The 23,536-nt window shown below is 73.6% G+C and carries 18 protein-coding genes; 8 read left to right on the forward strand and 10 right to left on the reverse strand.

Translation table 11 applies throughout. The annotated features are described in order from the left end of the window. Positions 1 to 63 precede the first annotated feature (63 nt). Complete coding sequence (locus tag ACLQ22_RS06175; protein ID WP_425691396.1) at positions 64 to 1,668, reverse strand: peptide ABC transporter substrate-binding protein; 1,605 nt, start codon at positions 1,666 to 1,668, stop codon at positions 64 to 66. A gap of 432 nt (positions 1,669 to 2,100) precedes the next feature. On the opposite strand from ACLQ22_RS06175, the gene ACLQ22_RS06180 reads away from it, so the two are divergent. Continuing rightward, complete coding sequence (locus ACLQ22_RS06180; protein ID WP_425691397.1) at positions 2,101 to 2,961, forward strand: bifunctional methylenetetrahydrofolate dehydrogenase/methenyltetrahydrofolate cyclohydrolase; 861 nt, start codon at positions 2,101 to 2,103, stop codon at positions 2,959 to 2,961. Between the two features lie 140 nt (positions 2,962 to 3,101). Beyond that, on the forward strand, positions 3,102 to 4,052 hold the full coding sequence (mdh, locus tag ACLQ22_RS06185; RefSeq protein ID WP_425691398.1) for a malate dehydrogenase: 951 nt from the start codon (positions 3,102 to 3,104) through the stop codon (positions 4,050 to 4,052). A 57-nt stretch (positions 4,053 to 4,109) separates the two neighbouring features. Here the strand turns inward: mdh and ACLQ22_RS06190 are convergent, their stop codons facing one another. Next, on the reverse strand, positions 4,110 to 4,916 hold the full coding sequence (locus tag ACLQ22_RS06190; RefSeq protein ID WP_425691399.1) for an MBL fold metallo-hydrolase: 807 nt from the start codon (positions 4,914 to 4,916) through the stop codon (positions 4,110 to 4,112). Between the two features lie 139 nt (positions 4,917 to 5,055). On the opposite strand from ACLQ22_RS06190, the gene ACLQ22_RS06195 reads away from it, so the two are divergent. After that, the gene (locus ACLQ22_RS06195) at positions 5,056 to 6,273 is read left to right on the forward strand and encodes an NADP-dependent isocitrate dehydrogenase (RefSeq protein ID WP_425691400.1); all 1,218 of its coding nucleotides are present in this window, start codon (positions 5,056 to 5,058) and stop codon (positions 6,271 to 6,273) included. A gap of 500 nt (positions 6,274 to 6,773) precedes the next feature. Here the strand turns inward: ACLQ22_RS06195 and galT are convergent, their stop codons facing one another. From galT to ACLQ22_RS06215, 4 genes are all read right to left on the reverse strand, one after another. After that, positions 6,774 to 7,850, reverse strand: a complete 1,077-nt coding sequence (gene galT / locus ACLQ22_RS06200) for a galactose-1-phosphate uridylyltransferase (RefSeq protein ID WP_425691401.1) — start codon at positions 7,848 to 7,850, stop codon at positions 6,774 to 6,776. Further along, positions 7,847 to 8,671: a DeoR/GlpR family DNA-binding transcription regulator gene (locus ACLQ22_RS06205; RefSeq protein ID WP_425691402.1), complete on the reverse strand. Its 825-nt coding sequence runs from the start codon at positions 8,669 to 8,671 to the stop codon at positions 7,847 to 7,849. Before ACLQ22_RS06205 ends, galT begins: the two co-directional genes overlap by 4 nt. Positions 8,672 to 8,778: 107 nt before the next feature. Further along, positions 8,779 to 10,308 (reverse strand): adenylyl-sulfate kinase, encoded by a 1,530-nt coding sequence (gene cysC, locus ACLQ22_RS06210; RefSeq protein ID WP_121399779.1) that lies wholly within the window; start codon positions 10,306 to 10,308, stop codon positions 8,779 to 8,781. Positions 10,309 to 10,411: 103 nt separating this feature from the next. Further along, positions 10,412 to 10,966 carry a DM13 domain-containing protein gene (locus ACLQ22_RS06215; RefSeq protein WP_425691403.1) on the reverse strand — a complete coding sequence of 185 codons (555 nt, stop codon included), beginning with the start codon at positions 10,964 to 10,966 and terminating at the stop codon, positions 10,412 to 10,414. A gap of 210 nt (positions 10,967 to 11,176) precedes the next feature. Between ACLQ22_RS06215 and ACLQ22_RS06220 the strand changes: the two genes are divergently transcribed. The 5 genes from ACLQ22_RS06220 (at position 11,177) to ACLQ22_RS06240 (ending at position 15,380) form a co-directional block, all read left to right on the forward strand. After that, positions 11,177 to 12,091 carry an ABC transporter ATP-binding protein gene (locus tag ACLQ22_RS06220; protein ID WP_121399777.1) on the forward strand — a complete coding sequence of 305 codons (915 nt, stop codon included), beginning with the start codon at positions 11,177 to 11,179 and terminating at the stop codon, positions 12,089 to 12,091. Next, positions 12,084 to 12,965 carry an ABC transporter permease gene (locus ACLQ22_RS06225; RefSeq protein ID WP_425691404.1) on the forward strand — a complete coding sequence of 294 codons (882 nt, stop codon included), beginning with the start codon at positions 12,084 to 12,086 and terminating at the stop codon, positions 12,963 to 12,965. The genes ACLQ22_RS06220 and ACLQ22_RS06225 overlap by 8 nt, the downstream gene beginning before the upstream one ends. Next, positions 12,962 to 13,921 carry an ABC transporter ATP-binding protein gene (locus tag ACLQ22_RS06230; protein WP_425691405.1) on the forward strand — a complete coding sequence of 320 codons (960 nt, stop codon included), beginning with the start codon at positions 12,962 to 12,964 and terminating at the stop codon, positions 13,919 to 13,921. Before ACLQ22_RS06225 ends, ACLQ22_RS06230 begins: the two co-directional genes overlap by 4 nt. A gap of 4 nt (positions 13,922 to 13,925) precedes the next feature. Next, complete coding sequence (locus ACLQ22_RS06235; protein WP_425691406.1) at positions 13,926 to 14,636, forward strand: ABC transporter permease subunit; 711 nt, start codon at positions 13,926 to 13,928, stop codon at positions 14,634 to 14,636. Positions 14,637 to 14,729: 93 nt separating this feature from the next. Then, entirely contained in the window at positions 14,730 to 15,380 is a 651-nt protein-coding gene (locus tag ACLQ22_RS06240) for a hypothetical protein (protein ID WP_425691407.1), read from the forward strand. Positions 15,381 to 15,419: 39 nt separating this feature from the next. On the opposite strand, the gene valS is transcribed toward ACLQ22_RS06240, so the two are convergent. The 4 genes from valS to ACLQ22_RS06260 form a co-directional block, all read right to left on the reverse strand. Continuing rightward, positions 15,420 to 18,035 carry a valine--tRNA ligase gene (valS, locus tag ACLQ22_RS06245; protein WP_425691408.1) on the reverse strand — a complete coding sequence of 872 codons (2,616 nt, stop codon included), beginning with the start codon at positions 18,033 to 18,035 and terminating at the stop codon, positions 15,420 to 15,422. Between the two features lie 88 nt (positions 18,036 to 18,123). Further along, a complete protein-coding gene (locus tag ACLQ22_RS06250; RefSeq protein WP_425691409.1) occupies positions 18,124 to 19,710 on the reverse strand; it encodes a trypsin-like serine protease in 1,587 nt (528 codons plus the stop codon). 129 nt (positions 19,711 to 19,839) lie between these two features. After that, positions 19,840 to 21,711: an ABC transporter ATP-binding protein gene (locus ACLQ22_RS06255; protein WP_425691410.1), complete on the reverse strand. Its 1,872-nt coding sequence runs from the start codon at positions 21,709 to 21,711 to the stop codon at positions 19,840 to 19,842. Further along, positions 21,708 to 23,525, reverse strand: a complete 1,818-nt coding sequence (locus ACLQ22_RS06260) for an ABC transporter ATP-binding protein (RefSeq protein ID WP_425691411.1) — start codon at positions 23,523 to 23,525, stop codon at positions 21,708 to 21,710. The genes ACLQ22_RS06255 and ACLQ22_RS06260 overlap by 4 nt, the downstream gene beginning before the upstream one ends. Positions 23,526 to 23,536: the final 11 nt, after the last annotated feature.

Raw genomic sequence — 23,536 nt, forward strand, 5'->3', positions numbered from 1 at the left:
GCGAAGAGGATGCCGGGTCGGGCCACCGTCCGCCGATGGCCCGACCCGTCAAGCCGCGTGGTGTTACTTGACGGCCTCGATCTTCAACAGGTCGATCCGGTCGAAGAGATCCATCTCCACGTTCGTCACCTTGGTGGAGTGGCCGAAGTTGTTCTGGCCGTACCGCAGCGGGATCACCGGCAGGTCCTCCGCGAGCAGGTCCTCGGCCGCCTGGTACTTCTTGATCGCCTCTTCCTCGTTCGCGGCGCTGGTGCCCTCGGCGACCAGCTTGTCGAACTCGGGGTTGCTGTAGCCGTAGTAGTTCGACGAGCCGTTGCTGCTGTACAGCGGGCCCAGGTAGTTCTCCATGGACGGGTAGTCCATGACCCAGCCCATCCGGAACAGGCCGACCGGCTGCTTGGCCTTCACCTTGGTCAGCAGGTCCGCGAACTTCGGCTCGGCGGTGCCCACGCAGTCCACGCCCAGGTTGGTCTTGAGCTGGTTGCAGGTCGCGTCGATCCAGTCCTTGTGGCCGCCGTCGCCGTTGTAGGACAGCTCGATCCTCGCCGGGCCGCCCGCGGCCTGGTACAGGCTCTTGGCCTTGGCCGGGTCGAACTCGCCGGCCTCGCCGATGGTGTTGTCGCGGTAGCCCGCGACGACCGGCGAGACGAACGAGCGGGCCGGCTGCTGCGAGTCCTTGAAGATCGACTTGGTGATCTCGTCCCGGTCGATCGCCATCGAGATGGCCTTGCGCACGTCCGGGTTGCTGAACTCCTTCTGGAACGTCGGGAAGGCCAGCACCTGGAGCGACGAGGCGGAGCTCTGCTTGAACCGGTCACCGAGGTCGGTGCCGGCCGTCGAGAGGTTCTCGGTCGGGACGGTCTTGATGACGTCCAGGTTGTCCGAGAGCACGTCCGCGTACGCGGCGGTCGGCTGCTGGTAGATCCGGAACTCGACGCCGGCCACCTTCGGCTTCTCGCCGGGGAAGGCGTCGTACTTCTCGACCTCCACCTTGGCGTCGTGCTGCCAGGTGCCCTTCATCTTGAACGGGCCCTGACCGACCGGCGCCTGCTCGTACCCCTCGGCCAGCACGCCGGGCGCGGAGAACGCGGCCTTCGGCATCGGGTAGAAGGCGGTGTAGCCGAGCATGGTCTTGAACTCGCTGTACGGCTGGGACAGCGTGACGGTGAAGGTCAGGTCGTCGACCTTCTTCAGCCCGCTGAGCGTCTTGGCCTTCGGGGTCTCGCCCTGCACGTCCTCGTAGCCGGCGATCTTCTCGAAGAAGTAGCTGGAGTTCTGGCCGTTCGGGGCGTAGGCGCCGTAGTTCCAGGCGTCGACGTAGTTGTCGGCGGTGACCTTCTCGCCGTTGTGGAAGGTGTAGCCGTCCTTCAGCTTGACCGTCCAGGTCGTGTTGTCCTCGGACGTCACCGACTCGGCCGCCACCTCGTAGGGCTTGTTGGCCTCGTCGTAGTCGACCAGCGGGCTGAACAGGGCGGCGAGCACCTGCGAGCCGCTCGTCTCGTTGGTGTTGGTCGGCACCAGGTGCTGCGGCTCGGCGATCTCGATCCGCACGGCCGCGTCGGGGTTGCTCTCGCCGGATCCACCGTCGCCGCCCGAGCCGCAGGCCACCAGGCCCAGGGTCACCGCGAGCGGGAGGGCGGTCCAGGCAGCGAGCCTACGAACACGCATGTAGCCTCCTCATCTCCTCACGCTGCGCAGTCAGGCCCGGCGCTGGGTTTACGCTGCGCAACGTTGGGCAACGGTAGGTCGCCGGCCGGCGATCGGCAACGGACGGGTTGCGAACCGGTAACGGAGTCACCGCCGGGGCCTTGTCGTGTCGAGCCGGGTCTGCTAATGCCGTGCGGCCCGCGAATGCGGCGTGGAACTGCGGTAACTCTCGACGCGGCCGGCGTCCGTCGCGACCGCTCCGCCCCGCTGCGCCGTCCCGGCCCGACCGTGTCGGCCCGCCCCTCGGATCGCCCGGACGTCCGGATCCGGGCGGGGTTTCGACGGCCGATGCGTCACTCAGAGTGATTAAGGGCACGTCACCCTTCGTGGTCACATTGCGGGCTTGGCGCAGGTCGTCGGATCGCCGGCCGTCGACCGTGAGACGATCTGGGCGTGACGGCGACGCTTCTGGACGGCAAGGCGACCGCGGCCGAGATCAAGGACGAGCTGCGGACACGGGTCAAGGCACTGGCGGAACGCGGCATCACCCCCGGGCTCGGCACCGTCCTGGTGGGTGCGGACCCCGGCTCCCAGGCGTACGTCAACGGCAAGCACCGCGACTGCGCCGAGGTGGGGATCGCCTCGATCCGTCGGGAACTGCCGGCCGACGCGACCCAGGAACAGGTCGACGGCGTGCTCGCCGAGCTGAACGCCGACCCGGCGTGCCACGGCTACATCGTCCAGCTGCCGCTGCCGGGCCACCTCGACACCCAGCGGGTGCTGGAGCTGATCGACCCCGACAAGGACGCCGACGGCCTGCACCCGGTCAACCTCGGCCGGCTCGTCCTGGGCTACGACGCCCCGCTGCCCTGCACCCCGCGCGGCATCGTCGAGCTGCTCCGCCGGCACGACGTGCCGCTGCGCGGCGCCAAGGTCGCCGTGGTCGGTCGCGGCAACACCGTCGGCCGTCCGCTCGGTCTGCTGCTCACCCGGCGCAGCGAGAACGCCACCGTGACCCTCTGCCACACCGGCACCCTCGACCTGGCCTCGCACACCCGGGCCGCCGACATCGTCATCGTGGCCGCCGGCGTGCCGGGCCTGCTCACCGCCGACATGCTCACGCCCGGCGCGGTCGTGGTCGACGTCGGCATCACCCGGGTCATCGGCCCGGACGGCAAGGGCCGCTACACCGGTGATGTCGCCCCGGACGCGGCGGAGGTGGCCGGCAAGCTGGTGCCCATGCCGGGCGGAGTCGGCCCGATGACCCGCGCGATGCTGCTGACCAACGTCGTGGAGCGGGCCGAGCGCGACTGAGCGCCCGCCGGGCCCCGCCCGGAGCCGGACGGCGGTGACGTTCGCCCCATCCCGGCGATGGCCGCCGCCCCTGGCCTGTTCGGTGCCAGGATGACTGATACGGTCCGGAAAACCGACTGGTAGCAGGGAGTGGGACGACCATGGGTAAGAAGGTCACTGTCGTCGGGGCCGGCTTCTACGGCTCCACCACCGCGCAGCGCCTGGCCGAGTACGACGTCTTCGACACCGTCGTGATCACCGACATCGTGGAGGGCAAGCCCGCGGGTCTCGCCCTGGACCTCAACCAGTCGCGCGCCATCGAGGGCTTCGAGACCAAGGTGGTCGGCGCGACCACCGGCCCGAACGGCGAGGGCTACGAGGCGATCGAGGGCTCGGACGTCGTGGTGATCACCGCCGGCCTGCCGCGCAAGCCGGGCATGAGCCGGATGGACCTGCTGGAGACGAACGCCAAGATCGTCCGCCAGGTCTCCGAGAACGTCGCCAAGTACGCCCCGAACGCCGTCGTCATTGTCGTGTCCAACCCGCTCGACGAGATGACCGCGCTGGCCCAGCTCGCCACCCAGTTCCCGAAGAACCGGGTGCTCGGCCAGGCCGGCATGCTGGACACCGCCCGGTTCACCAACTTCGTGGCCGAGGCGCTGGGCGTACCGGTGAGGTCGGTCAAGACGCTGACCCTCGGCTCGCACGGCGACACGATGGTGCCGGTGCCGTCGCAGAGCACCGTCGACGGCAAGCCGCTGCGTGAGGCCATGCCGGCGGAGCAGATCGAGGAGCTGGTCGTCAAGACCCGCAACGGCGGCGCCGAGGTGGTCGCGCTGCTCAAGACCGGTTCGGCGTACTACGCGCCGTCGGCCGCCGCCGCCCGGATGGCCAAGGCCGTGGCGGAGGACTCCGGCGAGGTCATGCCGGTCTGCGCCTGGGTCGACGGCGAGTACGGCATCTCCGGCGTCTACCTGGGTGTCGAGGCCGCGATCGGCGCCGAGGGCGTCAAGCGGGTCGTCGAGACCGACCTGGACGCCGACGAGCTGGCCAGCCTGAAGGAGGCCGCCGAGGCCGTCCGCGCCAAGCAGGGCGACGTCGCCAGCATGTGATCCACCCGTCGAGGGGGCACGCCGGGTCGCCGGCGGGCCCCCTCGCGTCGTGTCCGGCTACAGCGTCACGAACGCCTCGCCCAGGTGCGGGGTGGCGAGCACCGTGGAACCGCGCGCGGCCAGGTCGCGCAGCAGCCCCACCCGCGAGGCACGCGCCGCGGCGGCGTCCTCCTCGTGGGCGTACGCCAGCTCGGGGTCGACCAGTTGCACGGCGTGCACCAGCAGATCGCCGGTGAGCAGCAGCCGCTCGTCGTCGACCTCCAGCAGCACCGACTGGTGCCCGGGCGTGTGTCCCGGCGTCGGCAGCAGCCGTACGGTCGGATCGAGCCTCTCCGCGCCGTCGACCACCCGGAGCTGGCCGGCGGCGCGCAACGGCGCGACTAGGCCGGCCGACAGCCCCGGGTTGAGGTGCCCCACGGCGGCCAGCTCGGCCCGCTGGAGCACGTAGTCGGCGTTGGGGAAGTACGGCGTGCCCGGCGAGCCGGTGACCGCCCAGCCGACGTGGTCGCTGTGCAGGTGGGTGAGCACCACCGTGCGCACGTCGGCCGGCGCGATGCCGGCGGCGGCGAGTTCGGCCGGCAACCGGCCGGGCACCGGCGCCCAGCTCGCGGCGGGGGAGCCGGCCGGGCCGATCCCGGCGTCGACCAGGGTCGCCGGCCCGTCCCCGGCGCGGATGGCGAAGCTGCGGAACGGCAGCCACCACCGCCCGTCGGCGGTCACCGCGCCCGGGTCCCGCCGGTCGGCCGCGCGCCAGTGCTCCGGCCCGGCGTCGGGGAACGCCTCGGCGCGGGGCTGGAAGAACGGCCCCTCGCCGTCGGTGAGCGCGGTGACCGTGATAGACCCGAGGATGCGGCTAGACGGCATCCGGTGATCATGCCAGCGGCCCAGTACGCCGTGCACGTCGTCTTGTTCCGGCCCGACCGAGGCCGGCTGGGGACTGCCGATCAGTTTCCAGTACGCTCGTACTGCTTGAGCACGAGTCCCCCGAGAGGAGCGCCGGCCGATGGCGAAGATCAAGGTAAACAACCCGGTCGTTGAGCTCGACGGCGACGAGATGACCCGGATCATCTGGAAGCAGATCCGGGAGCAGCTGATCCTGCCCTACCTCGACGTCGACCTGCACTACTACGACCTGTCGATCCAGCACCGCGACGAGACCGACGACCAGGTCACCGTCGATGCCGCCAACGCCATCAAGGAGCACGGCGTCGGCGTCAAGTGCGCGACCATCACCCCGGACGAGGCCCGGGTGGAGGAGTTCGGCCTGAAGAAGATGTGGCGGTCGCCGAACGGCACGATCCGCAACATCCTCGGCGGCGTCGTCTTCCGCGAGCCGATCATCATGTCCAACGTGCCGCGGCTGGTCCCCGGCTGGACCAAGCCGATCATCATCGGCCGGCACGCCCACGGTGACCAGTACAAGGCCACCGACTTCGTCGTCCCGGGCCCGGGCAAGGTGACCGTCACCTACACCCCGGCCGACGGCGGCGCCCCGATGGAGATGGAGGTCGCCAACTTCTCCGGCGGCGGCATCGCCATGGGCATGTACAACTACGACGAGTCGATCCGGGACTTCGCCCGCGCCTCGTTCCGGTACGGCCTGGACCGCAACTACCCGGTCTACCTGTCCACCAAGAACACCATCCTCAAGGCGTACGACGGCCGGTTCAAGGACATCTTCGCCGAGGTGTTCGAGAACGAGTTCAAGGCCGAGTTCGACGCCGCTGGCATCACCTACGAGCACCGGCTCATCGACGACATGGTCGCCGCCGCGCTCAAGTGGGAGGGCGGCTACGTCTGGGCCTGCAAGAACTACGACGGTGACGTGCAGTCCGACACCGTCGCGCAGGGCTTCGGCTCGCTGGGCCTGATGACCTCGGTGCTGCTCTCCCCGGACGGCCGTACGGTCGAGGCCGAGGCCGCGCACGGCACGGTCACCCGGCACTACCGGCAGTGGCAGAAGGGCGAGAAGACCTCGACCAACCCGATCGCGTCGATCTACGCCTGGACCCGGGGCCTGGCCCACCGGGGCAAGCTGGACGGCACCCCGGCGGTCACCGAGTTCGCCAACACCCTGGAGCAGGTCATCGTCGACACCGTCGAGGGCGGCCAGATGACCAAGGACCTCTCGCTGCTCATCTCGCGGGACGCCCCGTGGCTGACCACCGACGAGTTCATGAACGCGCTCGACGAGAACCTGGCGCGCAGGCTCTCCGCCTGATCATCGTCCACCGGGGCGGCACGCAGCGCCGCCGCGTCGCACAGGAGCCCGCCGGCACCCGCCGGCGGGCTCCTGCCGTTCCGCCGCTCGCTCCCCGCTCGCTCCCCGTTCCCCGCTCCCCGCTCGCCGTCGTCGGCCGCGGTGCGGCCGTCGCGCGTTTCGGATCTTGGTACCGGAGTGCCCTTCCGGGGGCCGTTTCCTGCCAAGATCCGCTCGGTTCTCCGCAGGTGGCGGCGTGTCGGCCGGGGACACGCCGGTTGCGTCACCTACCTCGGCGCGCCTCGTTGACCTGGGTGGACGAGATGCCAGTCGCGTCCAGGAAGGTTGACCGCGGTCGCCTCGCGGCAAGCGTGCCGATCAGCCAGCCTTCCCGGCTGTCGCGCGCAGCCAGCCGTCCCTTCCCTGCGGGGGGCCCTGTCCCGGGCCCCCCGCGCCCTGTCTCCACCCGCCTTGTCTCCACCCGCCCGCGTCATGGCCGGTCAGCCAGGGCGCCCTTTTCCCTACCGGGCGCGGAGGAGTTCGGCGGCGCGCTCGGGGGCGATGTCGTTGATGAAGACGCCCATCGCGGACTCCGAGCCCGCCAGGTACTTCAGCTTGTCCTTCGCGCGCCGAATGCTGAACAGCTGCAGGTGCAGGTGGCCCAGCTCGCGGTCGACGCGTACCGGCGCCTGGTGCCAGGCGGCGATGTAGGGCATCGGCACGTCGAACAGCCCGTCGAAGCGGCGCAGCAGGTCCAGGTAGAGCGGCCCGAAGGCGTCCCGCTCGGCGTCGTCGAGCGCGGGGATGTCCGGCGCCGGCCGGTGCGGGGCCACGTGCACCTCGAACGGCCAGCGGGCTGCCGCCGGGACGTACGCCGTCCAGTGTTCGTTGGCGGCGACCACCCGGTCGCCGGTGGCCCGCTCGGCGGCGAGCACGTCGGCGTAGAGGTTGCGCCCGCCGGTGCCCTCCGCGTGCCGGCGGGCGGCGGCCAGCAGCGCCCGGGTCCGCGGGGTCACGAAGGGGTACGCGTAGATCTGGCCGTGCGGGTGGTGCAGGGTGACACCGATCTCCACGCCCCGGTTCTCGAAGCAGAACACCTGCTCCACCCCGGGCAGCTCCGCGAGCGCCGACGTGCGGTCGGCGAGCGCGTCGAGGACGGTGCGCACCCGGTGCGGCGGGAGGGACCCGAAGGACGCGTTGTGGTCGTCGGTGAAGCAGACCACCTCGCAGCGGCCCAGGCCGGGCCGGACCGGGGTGAACGGGGTGATCTCGGCGGGTTCCTCGGCCACCCGGCCGCTGAGCGAGGGGAACCGGTTCTCGAAGACGGCGACGTCGTAGTCGGGCGCCGGGATCTCGCTCTGCCGGCCGTCGGTGCTGGGGCAGAGCGGGCACTGGTCGGCCGGCGGGAGGAAGGTGCGCGTCTGCCGGTGCACGGCGACGGCCACCCACTCGTCAGTCAGCGGGTCCAGGCGCAGCTGCGACGCGGGCGGTGGCGGGGGCAGCTCGCGCCGGTCCGGCTGGTCCCGGACGGCGTCGTCCCGTTCGTCGAAGTAGATCAGCTCCCGGCCGTCGGCCAGCGCGATCGCGGTGCGCTTCACCTCGCCATCCCCTCATCTGTCGTCGTGGCCGTCCGTCCCGCGCCCGTGGCGGGGGGCACGACCACCAGTTCGCCCACCCGGTCGTCGAGCGCCCGCCGCGCGTCGGGGGACAGCCGGTCGTCGGTGACCAGCACGTGGGCGGCGGAAAGCTCAACGATCGAGGAGATGCCGACGGTGCCCCACTTGGTGTGGTCGGCGAGCACGACCAGCCGGTCGGCGGCGGCCACCAGGGCGCGGTCGGTCTCCGCCTCCATCAGGTTCGGGGTGGTGAACCCCGCCCGCTCGGTGATCCCGTGCACGCCGAGGAAGAGCAGGTCCAGGTGCAGCGACCGGATGGCGGCGACGGCCAGTGGCCCGACCAGCGCGTCCGACGGCGTACGCACCCCGCCGGTGAGCACCACGGTCTGGTCGGACCGGCCGCCGGCGTGCAGGATCTCGGCCACCGGCAGCGAGTTGGTGACCACGGTCAGGCCCGGCACGTCGACCAGTCGACGGGCCAGCTCGGCGGTGGTGGTGCCGGCGGAGAGGGCGACCGCCGCCCCGGGCCGGACCAGCTCGGCGGCGCGGCCGGCGATGGCCGCCTTCTCCGCCAGTTGCCGCACCGACTTGGCCCGGAAGCCCGGTTCGTCGGTCGAGCCGGGGCCGGCCGCCGTGGCGCCGCCGTGCACCTTGGCCAGCAGGCCGCGTTCGTGCAGCGCCTCCAGGTCGCGGCGGATGGTCATGTCCGAGACGCCGTACTCGGCGGCCAGCTCGGTGACCCGCACGCCCCCGGTGGCGCGGACCCGGTCGAGGATGGCCGCCTGCCGTTGCTGAGCGAGCATCCGCGGGTACCTCCGTGCCAGCCGCGTACCGTCACGCGGTCGAACGTGTTCGAACAAAGATGAACACTAGCGCGAAGGAGGGGACCGCCGGTAGGCGGAGGGCCCGATCAGATCGACTGGAGCCGGGGTTCCACCCAGCCCGTCTCGTTCAGGTGGTGCAGGACGGCCTCGACCGCCTCGTCGATCGTCAGTTCGCTGGTGTCGACCACCAGGTCTGCGTCGGTCGGCACCTCGTAGGGGTCGTCGATGCCGGTCATCCCGGTGAGCAGGCCGGCCCGCGCCCGGGCGTAGAGGCCCTTGCGGTCGCGCTGCTCGCAGACCTCCAGCGGGGTCGCCACGTGCACCAGCACGAAGCCCGCACCAGCGGCCAGCGCCATCTCCCGGGCGGTCGCCCGAGCCTGGGCGTACGGGGCGATCGGGCAGCAGATGCCCACACCGTGGTGCCGGGCGATCTCCGCCGCCACCCAGCCGATCCGCCGGACGTTGAGGTCCCGGTCGGCCTTGCTGAAGCCCAGCCCGGCGGAGAGCTCGCGGCGCACCACGTCGCCGTCGAGCAGCGTGATGCTCCGGTCGCCCTGCTCGCGCAGCACGTCGGCCAGACCCCGGGCGATCGTCGACTTGCCGGAGCCCGAGAGCCCGGTCAGGAAGACCACCAGGCCCCGGTGCCGCCGCGGCGGCCGGGCCCGGGCCAGCTCCTTCGCCACCGCCGGCGGGGTGTGCCACTCGGGCAGCGGGAAGCCCCGGTCCAGCAGGTCGTCGATCTCCGGCTGGGTCAGCGCCAGGCGCCGGTTGCGCGGCGGGATGTCCTCCCGCCAGCGCCACTGCCCGTCGCGGTTGTCGTAGGCCAGCTCGCGCGGCACCAGCACCCGCAGGCCGGCGCCGGAGAGCATCTCGCCGGTGGAGAGCAGGTGCGTGACGCCGTACGCCGCCGACACCCGGGCCCGCAGCAGCGCGTCGCTGATCTCGTCGCGCCGGCGGGACAGCGGCACGGCGACCAGCGTGGCCGGCGGCATCCGGTCGCGCGCGGCGAAGACGCTGCGCACGAGCGCCTCCGGCGGCAACCCGCCGAGGCCGTCCTCGCCGACCGGGATCATCACCAGCAGGTGGGCGCCGAGCGTGCGGACCGCGTGGGCGATCTGGGCGAGCTGCGGCCGGTGCAGCGGGCGGTCGGCGATCACCCCGAGCACCCGACCGGACGGCAGCAGCGGGCGTACCTCCTCCGGGGTGCGGCGCAGCCGCTGGAACGGGCCGTGGCCGCCGTCGCCGAGCCGGCGGACCGTGCCCCCGACGCCCGCCACCCCGTCGCGGACCTGCCACGCGTCGGCGACCTCCAGCGCCGCGACCGGCGCGCCCTCCCCGTCGGTGAGCACCAGGGTGCGGCGCGCCTCGTCGCGCGGGTCGAGACCCTGGGCGAGCGCCGTCGGCACCTGGAGGGTCACCGGCACCGGCCACGGCGAGCCGTCGGCGAGCCGGCCCCGCCGACTCACCGAGACCAGGTCGGCGCGGGTCATGAAGCCGGCCAGCGGGGCGTACGCCCCGATCAGCAGCAGCTCCAGGTCAGCCAGCTCGCCGGGGCGCGGCGTGTACGCCGGCGCGTCCCGGAGCACCTCGTCGGGCAGCACCCAGCTGTTGCTCATCCATCCCCCAAACGACACTGACCGGCACACAGTTTCTCAGCCGGCCGGCGATCGGTCGAGAGCGCCACTCCACCCCGCGCACGCCGGTAGGGGGGCCGGTGGGTCAGCGGGGCGCGGCCAGGGGTGCGGCCCCGAAGGAGACGGCGAACCGCTTGCACCAGATGGAGACGCTGGTCAGGCCGGTCAGGTCGACGTCGGCCGGGATGTCGTAGCCCTGGTCGCCCCGGTTGCCCTTGAGCCGGCCCAGCTCGACCCACCGGCCGTCGTCGAAGACCCGCCAGCCGGCGGTGCCGTTGCGCACCGGCTGGTCGGTGAGCCAGACCCGCAGGTCCGGGCCGTTGGAGGTGGCCAGACCGACCAGTTCGAGCCGGTGCCGCCCGTCGGGGGCGCGGACGATCCGCGCACTGCCCGACGTGTCGTGCTCGTGGGTCACGAAGTCGCCCTGCCCGACGAGGACCGGCCCGGCGGGAGCCGGCGCCGCGCCCGTGGCGGAACCCGTCGGCGCTGGCGTGGCCGCCACGCTCGAGAGCGCCTCGTCGACCTCGGCGTCGGTCACCAGCTTCCACGGCTGGAACCAGTAGAGGCCGAGCGCGGAGCCGGCGGCGAGGACGACCACCACCACCCACGTCAGCGGCGCGCGGAACAGTCGGGTGCCCATGGGGACAGTGTCTCCGTCCGAGCCGCGCCTGTCTGCCCCGTGCGGCGTGGGGACGTCGAAGCGTCCCGGCGGTGCCGGGCCCGCGCCCGCCAACGCCGGGGGCCGCCGTCGCCCGCCGGGGACCCTAGGGGACGCGGACCGCCAGGATCAGGGAAGCGCCCGGGGGCGAGCCGCTGCCCAGGGCGGTCGTCGCCTCCTACGCTGTACGACGTGACACTCATCGCGACCGAGTCGCTGACCAAGACGTACGGGGGTGGGGTCACCGCGCTGGCCGACCTGACCGTCGCGGTCGAGCCGGGGATCATCGGATTGGTCGGCGCGAACGGCGCCGGCAAGTCCACCCTGATCAAGATCCTGCTCGGCCTTCTCGCCCCGACCAGCGGCCGGGTCCGGGTGCTCGGCCTCGACCCGACCACCGACTCCGCCCAGGTCCGCGCCCGGGTCGGCTACATGCCCGAGCACGACGCCCTGCCGCCGGACCTCTCCGCCGCCGAGCTGGTCACCCACCTCGGCCGGGTCAGCGGCCTGCCGCGTACGGTCGCCCGGGAACGGGCCTCCGAGGCGCTGCGGCACGTCGGGCTCTACGAGGAGCGCTACCGCCCGGTCGGCGGCTACTCCACCGGCATGAAGCAGCGGGTCAAGCTCGCCCAGGCGCTGGTGCACGACCCCGACCTGCTGCTGCTCGACGAGCCGACCAACGGGCTCGACCCGGCCGGCCGCGACGCCATGCTGGCGCTGGTGCACCGCATCGGCACCGAGTTCGGCATCTCCGTGCTGGTCTGCTCGCACCTGCTGGGCGAGGTCGAGCGGATCTGCGACACCCTGGTCGCCATCGACGGCGGGCGGCTGCTGCGCGCCGACCACATCTCCGCCATGACCTCGGCCACCGACGTGCTCGCCGTCGAGGTCAGCGAGGGCACCGACGAGTTGGCCGCCCGGCTGGCCGCGCTCGACCTGCCGGTACGCCGGGACGGCCGGCTGCTGCTCGTCGAGCTCGCCGACGACGCCACCTACGACCTGATCCTCGGCGCGGTCGCCGAGCTGGACCTGCCGCTGCACCGGCTGGACCAGCGCCGGCACCGGGTGGCCGAACTCTTCGCCACGAGGGAGCCCAGCCATGCCTGAGCCGACCGGCGTCATCCACGACATCGGCTACCAGCGCTACACCGGCCCCCGGCTGGGCCGCCGGGCCGTCTTCGGCGCGCTCTACCTGCACGGCCTGCGGACGGCGTTCGGGCTGGGCCGCAGCCCGAAGGCCAAGATCTTCCCCTGGCTGGTGGTCGCGATCGTCACCGTGGTGGCGGCCGGGCTCGCCGCGGTGCGCAGCCAGGTCGGCGAGGTGGTGCTGACGTACGCCCAGTTCGCCGACAACATGAGCTGGCTGGTCATCTTCTTCGTCGCGGTGGTCGCCCCCGAGCTGGTCTCGCGGGACCTGCGCAGCGGGGTGCTGCCGCTCTACTTCTCCCGGCCGCTGCCGCGGTCGGACTACCCGCTGGCCAAGCTGCTGGCGCTGGCCACCGCGCTGTGGCTGCTGCTCGGCGGGCCGCAGCTGGTGATGTTCCTGGGCGCCGCCTTCACCACCGGCGAGGGCATGCGCGGGGTCTGGAACGAGCTGCTGGACCTGCTGCCCGGGCTGCTCTACGCCGGGCTCTGGGCGGTGGTCTTCGCCTCGGTCGGCCTGTTGGTCGCCTCCCTCACCGGCAAGCGGGCGTTCGCGGCCGGCGGGATCGTGGCCGTGTTCCTGATGACCACCCCGATCGTCGGCACCCTGTCGATCATGCCCTCCCAGACGGTCAACGAGCTGGCCTTCCTCGCCTCGCCGTCGACGCTGGTGGGCGGCGTGGGCGCCTGGGCGCTCGGCGACCTGCTGGTGCCCGAGGGCCAGGGCGGAGTGCCGATCGGCGACTTCGGCCCCGTCTACGCGGTCGCCGCCGTGCTGCTCGTGACCGGCTGCGTCGCCCTGCTGATGCTGCGATACCGGAAGGTGGCCGCCCGATGACCACGATCAGCGTCGACCAGGCGGCGGGGAGACCGACCGCCGCCGCCAGCACCCTCGACCTCGCGGGCGTCTCCCGCTGGTACGGCAACGTGGTGGCCGTCAACGACGTCAGCATGAGCCTCGGCCCCGGCGTCACCGGGCTGCTCGGCCCGAACGGCGCGGGCAAGACCACCCTGCTGCACATGATGGCGGGCTTCCTGGCCCCGTCCCGCGGGGCGGTCAGCCTGGACGGCCGGCCCACCTGGCGCAACCCCGAGGTCTACCGCCGGCTCGGCCTGGTCAGCGAGCGCGAGGCGGTGCACACCTTCCTCACCGCGTACGAGTTCGTGCTGGCCAGCGCGAAGCTGCACCGGCTGCCGGACCCGGCGGAGGCGGCCCGCCGGGCGATCGCCCTGGTGGAGATGGAGGGCGCGCAGGACCGCCGGATCGGCACGTACTCCAAGGGCATGCGGCAGCGCGCCCGGGTGGCCGCGGCGCTCGTGCACGAGCCGCAGGTGCTGCTGCTCGACGAGCCGTTCAACGGGATGGACCCGCGCCAGCGGCTGCACATGATGGAGCTGCTGCACCGCCTCGGCGACGCCGGCCGCACCATCCTGTTCAGCTCGCACATCCTGGAGGAGGTCGAGCAGGTCTCCGGCACCGTCCAGGTGATGGTCGCCGGCCGGCTGGCCGCCTCCGGCGACTTCCGCACGATCCGCCGGCTGATGACCAACCGGCCGCACGTCTTCGCCGTGCACTCCACCGACGACCGGGCGCTCGCCGTCGCGCTGATGGCGGAGGCGTCGGTGACGGGGGTGGAGCTGGGCCGCGCCGGGTTGACCGTGCGGGCCGGCGACTACGGCGCGTTCACCCGCGTCCTGCCGAAGATCGCCCTGGCGGAGGGCATCCGGGTGCGGCAGTTGGTGCCCGAGGACGAATCCCTGGAGAGCGTCTTCTCCTACCTCGTGGAGGCCTGAACCCATGTCTACCGTTTCCTGGATCACCGTGCGGGGGCTGTTCGGGCGTCGCCGGTTCCTCCTGCTGCTGCCGCTGCCCGTGGTGCTGGTGCTGCTCGCCGTGCTCTCCCGCGCGCTCGGGGTGGACCCGGGCGAGTGGGGCGAGCCGGTGCTGGTCGGCCTCGGCCTGGCCGTGGTGCTCCCGGTGGTCGCCCTGATCGTCGGCACCGGCGTGCTGGGCGCCGAGATCGACGACGGCACCGTCGTGCACATCCTGACCAAGCCGCTGCCGCGCTGGCAGATCGTGCTGCCCAAGCTGGCGGTGGCGGCCGGCGTCACCGCGGTCACCGTCGCCGTGCCGATCTACGTGGCGGGCGTGCTGGCCGACTCCGTACGACTCGGACTGGCGCTCGCCGCCGCGTCGGCGGTCGGTGCGCTGGCGTACTCGGCGCTGTTCGTGGCGCTCAGCCTGCTCACCCGGCGGCCGGTGCTGCTCGGCCTGGTCTACGTGCTGATCTGGGAGGGGCTGCTCGGCAACGTCGTCAGCGGCACCAAGGTGCTCTCCATCCAGCAGTACGTGATCGCCCTCGCCGACCGGATGGCCCCCACCGGGCTGCTGGAGGCCGGCGTCTCGGTGCCGGTGGCGGCGGTGATGGCCGCGTTGATCAGCGCGGGCTTCACGCTGCTGGCCATCGACCGGCTCCGCTCCTTCAGCGTGGCCGGCGAGACGAGCTGAGCCCTGACCTGACGGCCCATCCGGGCAGCCCGGCCTCGCGATGGTAGGGCTGCCCGGATGGACCGGGCCGGGCGGCTGGGCGAGGCTGTCGGCGTGAGCGCGGAGACGGGGCTGGTGATGTCGCGGGAGTCCTATCCGGGTGCCGGCCGGCACTGGATGGTCAGCCTGGCGGTGGCCGGGCTGGCGGCGGCGGCGACCACCACGGCCGCGCAGTCCACCGGGCACTTCCACTGGTGGGCGGGGTTCGTGCTGATCCCCGGCGCGCTGATCGCCGCCACCGGGGGGCCGCTGCTGGCCAGGGGCGGCGGGCGGGCCTTCGCCGGCTACGTGGTCGCCTGCCTCGGCGCGCTGGTGTTCGCCGTCGGGGCGCTGCTGATGTTCGGCGTGTTCGGTCGGGGCTGGCCCCTGATGGTCGTCCTGCCCTGCCTGGCGGTCGCCGGCACCTACCGCTGGTGGCTGATCCACCCGCTGGCCCGGGGGCTGCACCGGACGGTCTCCCTGCTGGCGTTGGCCGGCGCCCTGCTGCTCGGCGGGACGCTGCAACTGACCCGCGTCGACCTGGTCGACGTCGACGCCGCCCCGATGTGGGGCGCGTTCCTGATGCTGGCGGGGGTGATCGTGCTGGGCAACGCGGTGGAGCTGACCCGGCACCGGATGCCGTACCGCCTCCAGGCGATCACCCTGCTGGTCGGCCCCGCCGTCGTCGCCTTCCTGCTCGGCCTGCGCCTGCTGCGCGGCTGGTGAGCCCCGCCGCGCCGTAGGGGGCGCGGCGGGGCGCCACGGTCAGAACGCGCAGGCGATCACGAGTTCCGGGGTGCGGTCGGGCAGCAGGTCCAGCTTCGTGATCCGGCCGGCGGCCCGGACGTCGTCGGCGACCACGGTCAGCTGTTCCAGCAGGGCCGCCGGGCCGAGCGCCTCGGCCAGCGGCACCTCCGCCTTCATCGACAGTTTCCGCTCCGACTTGGCCCGGCGCACCTGGCTGAGCGCGTCGGCGGCCAGCCGCAGCAGCTCCGGTTCGCCGGCGCCCTGGATCGCCCGGTCCACCTCGTACGTGGTGGGCCAGGTCGCGCGGTGCACCGAGCCGTACCGCCACCACGACCACACCTCCTCGGTCGCGTACGGCAGCACCGGGGCGAACAGCCGCAGCTGCACCGAGAGCGCGGTGGCCAGCGCCGCCCGGGCGGAGTCCGCCCCCGGCCCGGAGCCGTAGGCGCGCTCCTTCACCAACTCGATGTAGTCGTCGCAGAACCGCCAGAAGAAGCCCTCGGCGACCTGCAACGCCGCCGTGTGGTCGTACGCCTCCAGCGCCGACGTCGCGGCGGCGACCACGCCGGAGAGTTCGGCGAGCATGGCGCGGTCCAGCGGCTCGGTGGCCGGCGCCCGCAGCGCGTCGGCGGCGCCCAGCCCGAGGGCGAACTTCGACGCGTTCAGCAGCTTGGTCGCCAGCCGCCGGCCGACCTTGATCTGGGCCGGGTCGAAGGCGAGATCCATGCCCGGCTTGCCGTTGGCCGCCCAGTACCGCACCGCGTCGGAGCCGTGCTGCTCCAGCAGCGCCATCGGGGTGACCACGTTCCCCTTGGACTTGGACATCTTCTTCCGGTCGGGGTCGAGGATCCAACCGGAGAGCACCGTGTCCCGCCAGGGCAGCACCCCGTGCTCCAGGTGCGAGCGGACCACGGTGGAGAACAGCCAGGTGCGGATGATCTCCTGCCCCTGCGGGCGCAGGTCCATCGGGAAGACCCGGGCGAACAGGTCCGGGTCGGTCTCCCACCCGCCGACGATCTGCGGGGTCAGCGACGAGGTGGCCCAGGTGTCGAGCACGTCGGGATCGCCGACGAAGCCCCCCGGTCGGCCCCGCTGCGACTCCTCGAACCCCGGCGGGGCGTCGGTGGACGGATCGATCGGCAGCGCGGACTCCGCCGGCGTGAGAGGCTGGGACCAGTCCGGCTCGCCAGCGTCGTCGAGCCGGTACCACACCGGCACCGGCACGCCGAAGAAGCGTTGCCGGCTGACCAGCCAGTCGCCGGTCAGGCCGCCCACCCAGTGCGCGTAGCGGTGCCGCATGTGCTCCGGCACCCAGCGCAGCTCCCCGCCCCGGGCCAGCAGTTCCTCGCGCAGGCCCGCGTCGCGTCCGCCGTTGCGCAGGTACCACTGCCGGGTCGAGACGATCTCCAGCGGCCGGTCGCCGCGCTCGTAGAACTTCACCGGGTGGGTGACGGGTCGCGGCTCGCCGACCAGGTCGCCGGCGTCGGCCAGCAGCTCCACCAGCGTCCGCCGGGCGCCGTTGACGGTCTGCCCGGCCAGCGCCGCGTACGGCTGCGCCGGCACGCCGGCCGGCGGCTCGGGCAGCAGCCGGCCGTCCCGGCCGATCACCACGCGGGTGTCCAGCCGCAGCTCCCGCCACCAGGTCACGTCGGTCAGGTCGCCGAAGGTGCAGACCATCGCGATGCCCGTGCCCTTGGCCGGGTCCGCCAGCGGGTGCGCCCGCACCGGCACGTCCACCCCGAAGACCGGCGTGCGCGCGGTGCCGCCCACCAGGTCGGCGTACCGCTCGTCGTCGGGGTGGCAGACCAGCGCCACGCAGGCCGGCAGCAGCTCCGGTCGGGTGGTGTCGATGAGCACCTCCCGCCCGCCCGGCCCGGTGAACCGCAGCCGGTGGTACGCCCCGGGCCGCTCCCGGTCCTCCAGCTCCGCCTGGGCGACGGCGGTGGCGAAGCCGACGTCCCAGAGCGTCGGCGCCTCCGCCTGGTACGCCTCGCCCCGGGCCAGGTTCCGCAGGAATGCCCGCTGCGAGGCCGCCCGGGCCGCCGCGCCGATCGTCGTGTACGTCAACGACCAGTCCACGGAGAGCCCGAGCCGCCGCCAGAGCGCCTCGAAGACCTGCTCGTCGGCGACGGTCAGCCGCTCGCACAGCTCGATGAAGTTGCGCCGGGAGACCGGGGTCGGATCCTTGCGGGCGGCCTCCCCCACCGGCGCCTCGGGGGCCTGCCAGCCCGGGTCGTACGGCAGCGCCGGATCGCAGCGCACGCCGTACACGTTCTGCACCCGGCGCTCGGTGGGCAGGCCGTTGTCGTCCCAGCCCATCGGGTAGAAGACCGTCCGCCCGCGCATCCGCTGGAACCGGGCCACCACGTCGGTGTGCGTGTACGAGAAGACGTGCCCCATGTGCAGCTCGCCCGATACGGTCGGCGGCGGGGTGTCGATCGCGTACACGTCGCCGCTGCGACCGTTCGGGCTCGGCGCGTCTGACGCCGCGCTGCGCCCCCGAACGGTCGCCTTCGCGCGGTCGAACGCGTACGTGCCGTCCTCCTGCCAGCGGCGCGCCCAGGTCTCCTCGATGCCGTCCAGGCTCGGACGTTCGGGGACGCCTGCGCGGGCCGTCCTCTCCGTGTCGGTCATCCGTCGATGGTAGGCAGCGGCCGGGGGCCGGACCACGGGATAACCCGCGTGCCGCGACGGATGCCCTCCGACGCGCCCGGTCGACGGGTCAGCGGATGGCCGGCCGGGCCAGCGGGGGGACCGGGCCCTGGGTGGCCAGCCGGAGCCGCAGGCCCCCGTAGGTGCGGGCGTTCGCCCGATCGAGGATCGTGGAGACCGGGGCGTAGGAGTTGCGCTCGTTCGGGTTGGTGCAGGGGCCCTGTCCCGGGTCGCCGTGCGACAGGATGCCCAGCGCCTTGCCGTCGGCCTCGGTGAAGAGCGGGCCGCCGCTGTCGCCCGGGCGGGCACAGATGCGCACGTCGATGCCGCCGCTGCTCTTGCCGATGATCTCCCCGCAGCGGGTGCCGGGCACGTAGCCGGCGCCCGCGCCCGAGTCGACGTACTGCTCGCCGGCCTTCGGGGTGTACGCCGCTCCGGTGGCGCAGACCACCCAGCCGGGCTGGATGGCGCTCCACGGCACGTGCCCGGTGATCGCCACGTCGCGGCTGCCCCGGGTGGCGCAACCGGTGCTGTCCGGCACGCACCAGTAGTTGACCAGGCTGGGCACCTGCGTGGCCCCCGCCGGGTACGCCCACAGCCCGGTCGCGCCGGCCTGGTACGGCATGATCGCGTAGTCGTACGGGTAGGCGTTCTCGGCCAGCCCCGGCCTCGACGACTCGACGGTCACCGGCACCTTCGGGCCGAGGAACTGGTGCCAGGTGCGGTCCACCAGCTGGTGCCGCCCCCCGACGACACAGTGCCCCGCCGTCAGCACGTACGCGTCGCGCAGCCCGGCGACCACGTTGAAGCCCGTCGTGCAGCCGCCCACGGTGTCGTCGTCGCGCGGCACGTCCAGCCGGATGCCGCCGCGCATCGGCGCCTGCGCGCAGTAGCGCGGGTCGCAGGCCTTCCGCACCACGGTCTCGGCGATCCGGGCCTGCGCGCGGGCCGGCACCCCGGCGGCGCGCAGCGCCCCGGCCAACCGGGGGTCGTCGGCGGCGATCCGGTCGCCGGTCAGCACGACGACCTCGTTGGCCCGCTCGTCCACCAGGACGTCGGCGCCGGCCGTGGCGTCGAGCGTGGTGGACAGCCGGGTCGCCGCCTCGGTGAGCTGCCGCAGCGGACGACGCACCGGCACCACCCGGACGTGCGCCGCGTCCGGCATGCCGGCCAGCGCCGCTCGGACCGGCTCGACGCCGGTGGCGGCGACGGTCAGCACGCCGCCGGCGGCCTGGTCCAGCCACATCCCGCCGTACGCTTCGGGGAACTCCGTGGCGAGCCGGGCGGCCAGCGGCGCGGACAGCTCCTGGAGGGCGAGCCGCCGGGCCGCCTCGTCGGCGTCGACCCGGTAGCGGTCGCGCAGGTAGGTGACCGAGGCGGGGCTGTCGGCGGCGACCTCGGCGGCCGGCCGGGCCCGGAGGGTCGCCGCCGCGCCGGGCGTGGCGCCGCCTCGGGGGCGGCTGCCGAGCCCGCTGTCGGCGCGGACCGGCGCGCCCGTCGGGGCGGCGTCGTCACCCGGCGACACCGGGGTCTCCCCGGCGGTGAGCGTGGCCGGTGTCCGGCCGGCGTCGCCGAACGGCATCCCGGCGACCGCCGCCGCACCCAGCGCACAGGCGGTGACCATCCCGGCCACCGTCACCCGTCGTCCGAACCGCACGTCGCAACCCCCCTCGTCGCCGCCGTCGGGACGACCACCCGGTGGACCGCTCCGCTCGGCGCGGTGAGTCTAGTGGCATCGACGATCATCGGGGGGCCCGTCGACCGGCGGGCGCGACCGACCGGGGTCTCACACCAGGGAGTCGCGCCACTGCCGGTGCAGGGCGGCGTACCGGCCACCGGCGACGGCGAGCCGGGCGGGCGGGCCGTCCTCGACGATCCGCCCGGCGTCGAGCACCAGCACCCGGTCGGCCGTCTCCACGGTGGAGAGCCGGTGCGCGATCACCAGCGCGGTGCGGTCGGCCAGGATGGTGCCGAGGGCGTGCTGCACCAGCCGCTCGGTGGGCACGTCCAGCGACGAGGTGGCCTCGTCCAGGATCAGCACCGTCGGGTCGGCCAGGAACGCCCGGGCGAAGGCGACCAGTTGCCGCTGCCCGGCGGAGAGCCGGCCGCCGCGCCGTTGCACCTCGGTGGCGTACCCGTCGGGGAGGGCGGCGATGAAGTCGTGCGCGCCGATCTCCCGCGCGGCGGCCTCCACCGCGGCGTCGTCCGCGCCGGGACGGCCGAACCGGATGTTCTCCGCGACCGTGCCGCCGAACAGGTGGGTCTCCTGGGTCACCAGCACCACGGCACGCCGCAGCTCCGCGTCGGCGACCTCGCGCAGGTCGACCCCGTCGAGGGTGACCGCGCCCGAGAACGGGTCGTGGAACCGGGCGAGCAGCTTGGCGACGGTCGACTTGCCGGCGCCGGTCGCGCCGACCAGCGCCACGGTCTGGCCGGCCGGGACGGCGAGGTCCAGCCCCGCGACGATCGGCGCGTCCGGCCGGTAGCCGAAGGTGACCGCCCGGAAGACGACCGCCCCGCGCCCCGGCCCGGCGGGCAGCGGCACGGGCCGCGCCGGTTCGGCCACCGACGGCCGTTCGTCGAGCACCCCGGCGAGCTTCTCCAGCGCGGCCGTGGCCGACTGGAGCGAGTTGTAGAACTGGCTCAGTTCCTGCATCGGCTCGAAGAACCGCCGCAGGTAGAGCAGGAACGCCGCCAGCACCCCGATCCCGGTCGCCCCGCCCAGCACCCGCCAGCCGCCGTAGCAGAGCACCACCGCCACGGTCACGTTGCCGATCACCTTGATCCCCGGCGAGTACGTCGCGATCAGCCGGAACGCGTCCCGGCTGGCCCGCCGGTAGTCGTCGCTGACCGCCCCGAAGATCTGCTGGTTGCGCGGTTCCCGGCGGAACGCCTGCACGGCCCGGATGCCGCGCATGGACTCGACGAAGTGGACGATGACCAGCGCCACCGTCTCCCGGGTGCGCCGCCACGCGTCCGCCGAGGCCCGCGCGAACCAGCGGCTCAGCCAGAACAGGAACGGGAACGCGAGCAGCGTCACCGCGGCCAGCGGCACGTCCAGCCAGAGCAGGATGCCGGCGACCGACAGGATCGACAGCACGGCCAGCACCAGGCCGTCGATGCCGCCGCCGACCAGTTCGCCGATCGAGTCCAGGTCGCTGGTGAGCCGGGAGACCATCCGGCCGGAGGTGTACCGCTCGTGGAACGCCACCGACAGGCGCAGGAAGTGCGCGTACACCCGCTGGCGGAGGTCGAGCAGGACGGCCTGGCCGATCCGCGCGGAGAGGGTGAGGAAGCCCCGGCGGGCGGTGTACTCGACGGCGGTGGCGGCGGCGAACCCGGCGGCGACGACCACCAGCGGGCCGGGCTCGCCGGCCCGCAGCGGCGCGATCGCCCGGTCGATGCCGAGCATCACCAGGTAGGGCCCGGCCATCGCGGCGGCGTTCTGGCCGAGCAACAGCGCGACGGCCAGCGCGAGGCGGCGCCGGTGCGGGCGCAGCAGGTCACGCAGCAGCACCCGGCTGCGGGCGCGGAGCCGGGCCACCGCCTCGGGGTCGGTGTCCTCGGCGCGGCTGCGGTCCGCGTCCGGGTCGGTGGCGACGCCGCGCCACCGGGCGAGGTCCGCCCCGTTCGTGCGCCGGGCGGCGTCGCCGGTCACGAACGCACCAGGCCGCGGGCGCCGGGCGGCACGGGGGTGGGCTCGGCGGAGAGCACCGCGCGGTACGCCGGCACGCCGGCGAGCAGTTCCGAGTGCTGCCCGACGGCCGTGATCCGGCCCTCCTCCAGCAGCGCCACCCGGTCGGCGAGGGCGATCGTGGAGGGCCGGTGCACGACCAGCAGGGCGGTGGTGGTGCGCAGCACCCGCTTCAGCGCGGTCTCGACCAGCGCCTCGGTGTGCACGTCCAGGGCCGACAGCGGGTCGTCCAGCACGAGCAGCGCGGGGCGGCCGAGCACCGCCCGGGCCAGCGCCAGCCGTTGCCGCTGCCCGCCGGAGAGCGACAGCCCCTGCTCGCCCACCCGGGTGGCCAACCCCCACGGCAGCTCGTACGCGAAGTCGGCCTGGGCGAGGGCGAGCGCGGCGCGCACCTCGTCCTCGCCGGCCTCCGGCCGCCCGAGCGTGAGGTTCTCCCACACCGACATGGAGAACAGCGTCGGCTCCTCGAAGGCGACCCCGACCAGCCGGCGCAGGGCGGACAGCCGCAGGTCGCGCAGGTCGTGCCCGTCCAGCGTGATCCGCCCGCCGGTCACCTCGTGCAGCCGGGGCACCAGGGAGAGCAGGGTGCTCTTGCCGCAGCCGGTCGCCCCGACCAGGGCCAGGGTCTCGCCCGGCTCGACGGTCAGGTCGATCTCCCGCAGCACCGGCGCGGCGGTGCCCGGGTAGCGGAACGAGACCCGCTCGAAGCGGAGCCGCCCGCGTACGTCGGCGCGGCGCAGGGCGAGCGCGTGCGGGGCGTCCACGATGGCCGGCGGGGTGTCCAGCACCTCGCGTACCCGGTCGGCGGCGGTGGCGGCCTCCTGCCCGTTGGCGATGATCCAGCCCAGCGACTGCACCGGCCAGATCAGCATCAGCTGGAGGCTGACGAAGGCGACCAGCTCGCCGATGGTCAGCACCCCGCCCGCGGCGGCCGCCGCGCCGGCGACCAGCACCACGCCGAGCGTCAGGTTGGGCACCAGGTCGAGCAGGGCGGAGGTGCGGGCCAGCAGCCGGCCCTTGCCGACCCCGGTGTCGTGCAGCGCCCGCGCGCCGGCGGCGAAACGGGCGGCGAGTTCCGGCCCCCGCCCGTACGCCTTCATCGTGCGCAGCCCCTGCGCGGTCTCCTCCACCAGCGTGGCCACGTCGCCCTGCTGGTCCTGCATCCGCCGGGAGGCCGCGTGGTAGTGCCGCGCGAAGCGCCGGCTGATCAGGAACAGCGGCACGGCGCTGCCCGCCACCAGCAGTCCCAGCGCGGGGTGCAGCCGGATCAGCAGCGTCACCACGGCCAGGTAGGTGACGAGGTTGAGGATCAGGAAGAAGAGGCCGAAGGAGAGGAACCGGCGCAGCACCGACAGGTCGCTGGTGACCCGGGAGAGCAGTTGGCCGGACTGCCAGCGGTCGTGGAAGCTGGTCGGCAGCCGTTGCAGGTGGGCGTAGACGTCCTCGCGGATGGCCGCCTCGATCCGCATCGAGGACGACGACTGCACCCAGCGTCGGATGAAGATCAGCAGCGCCTCGACCAGGCCGAGCAGCAGCGCCAGCCCGGCCAGCCGGAACAGCCCGGCCGGGTCCTGCCGGGCCACCGGGCCGTCCACCACCCGCTGCGCGACCAGCGGTACGGCGATGCCCGCCCCGGTGGCGGCGAGGCCGGCGAGCAGCAGCCAGCCGAACTCGGCCGCGTGCGGGCGCAGGTAGTGGCGCAGTCGCCAGAGGTTGTGCAGCGGGTGCCGGCCGGCATCGACCGGGCAGGCCGGGTCGCCGTCACCTTCCGCAGGCACTACCCGACGGT

Origin of the sequence: Micromonospora sp. DT178 (assembly GCF_049841695.1) — a bacterium.
Lineage (GTDB): Bacteria > Actinomycetota > Actinomycetes > Mycobacteriales > Micromonosporaceae > Micromonospora.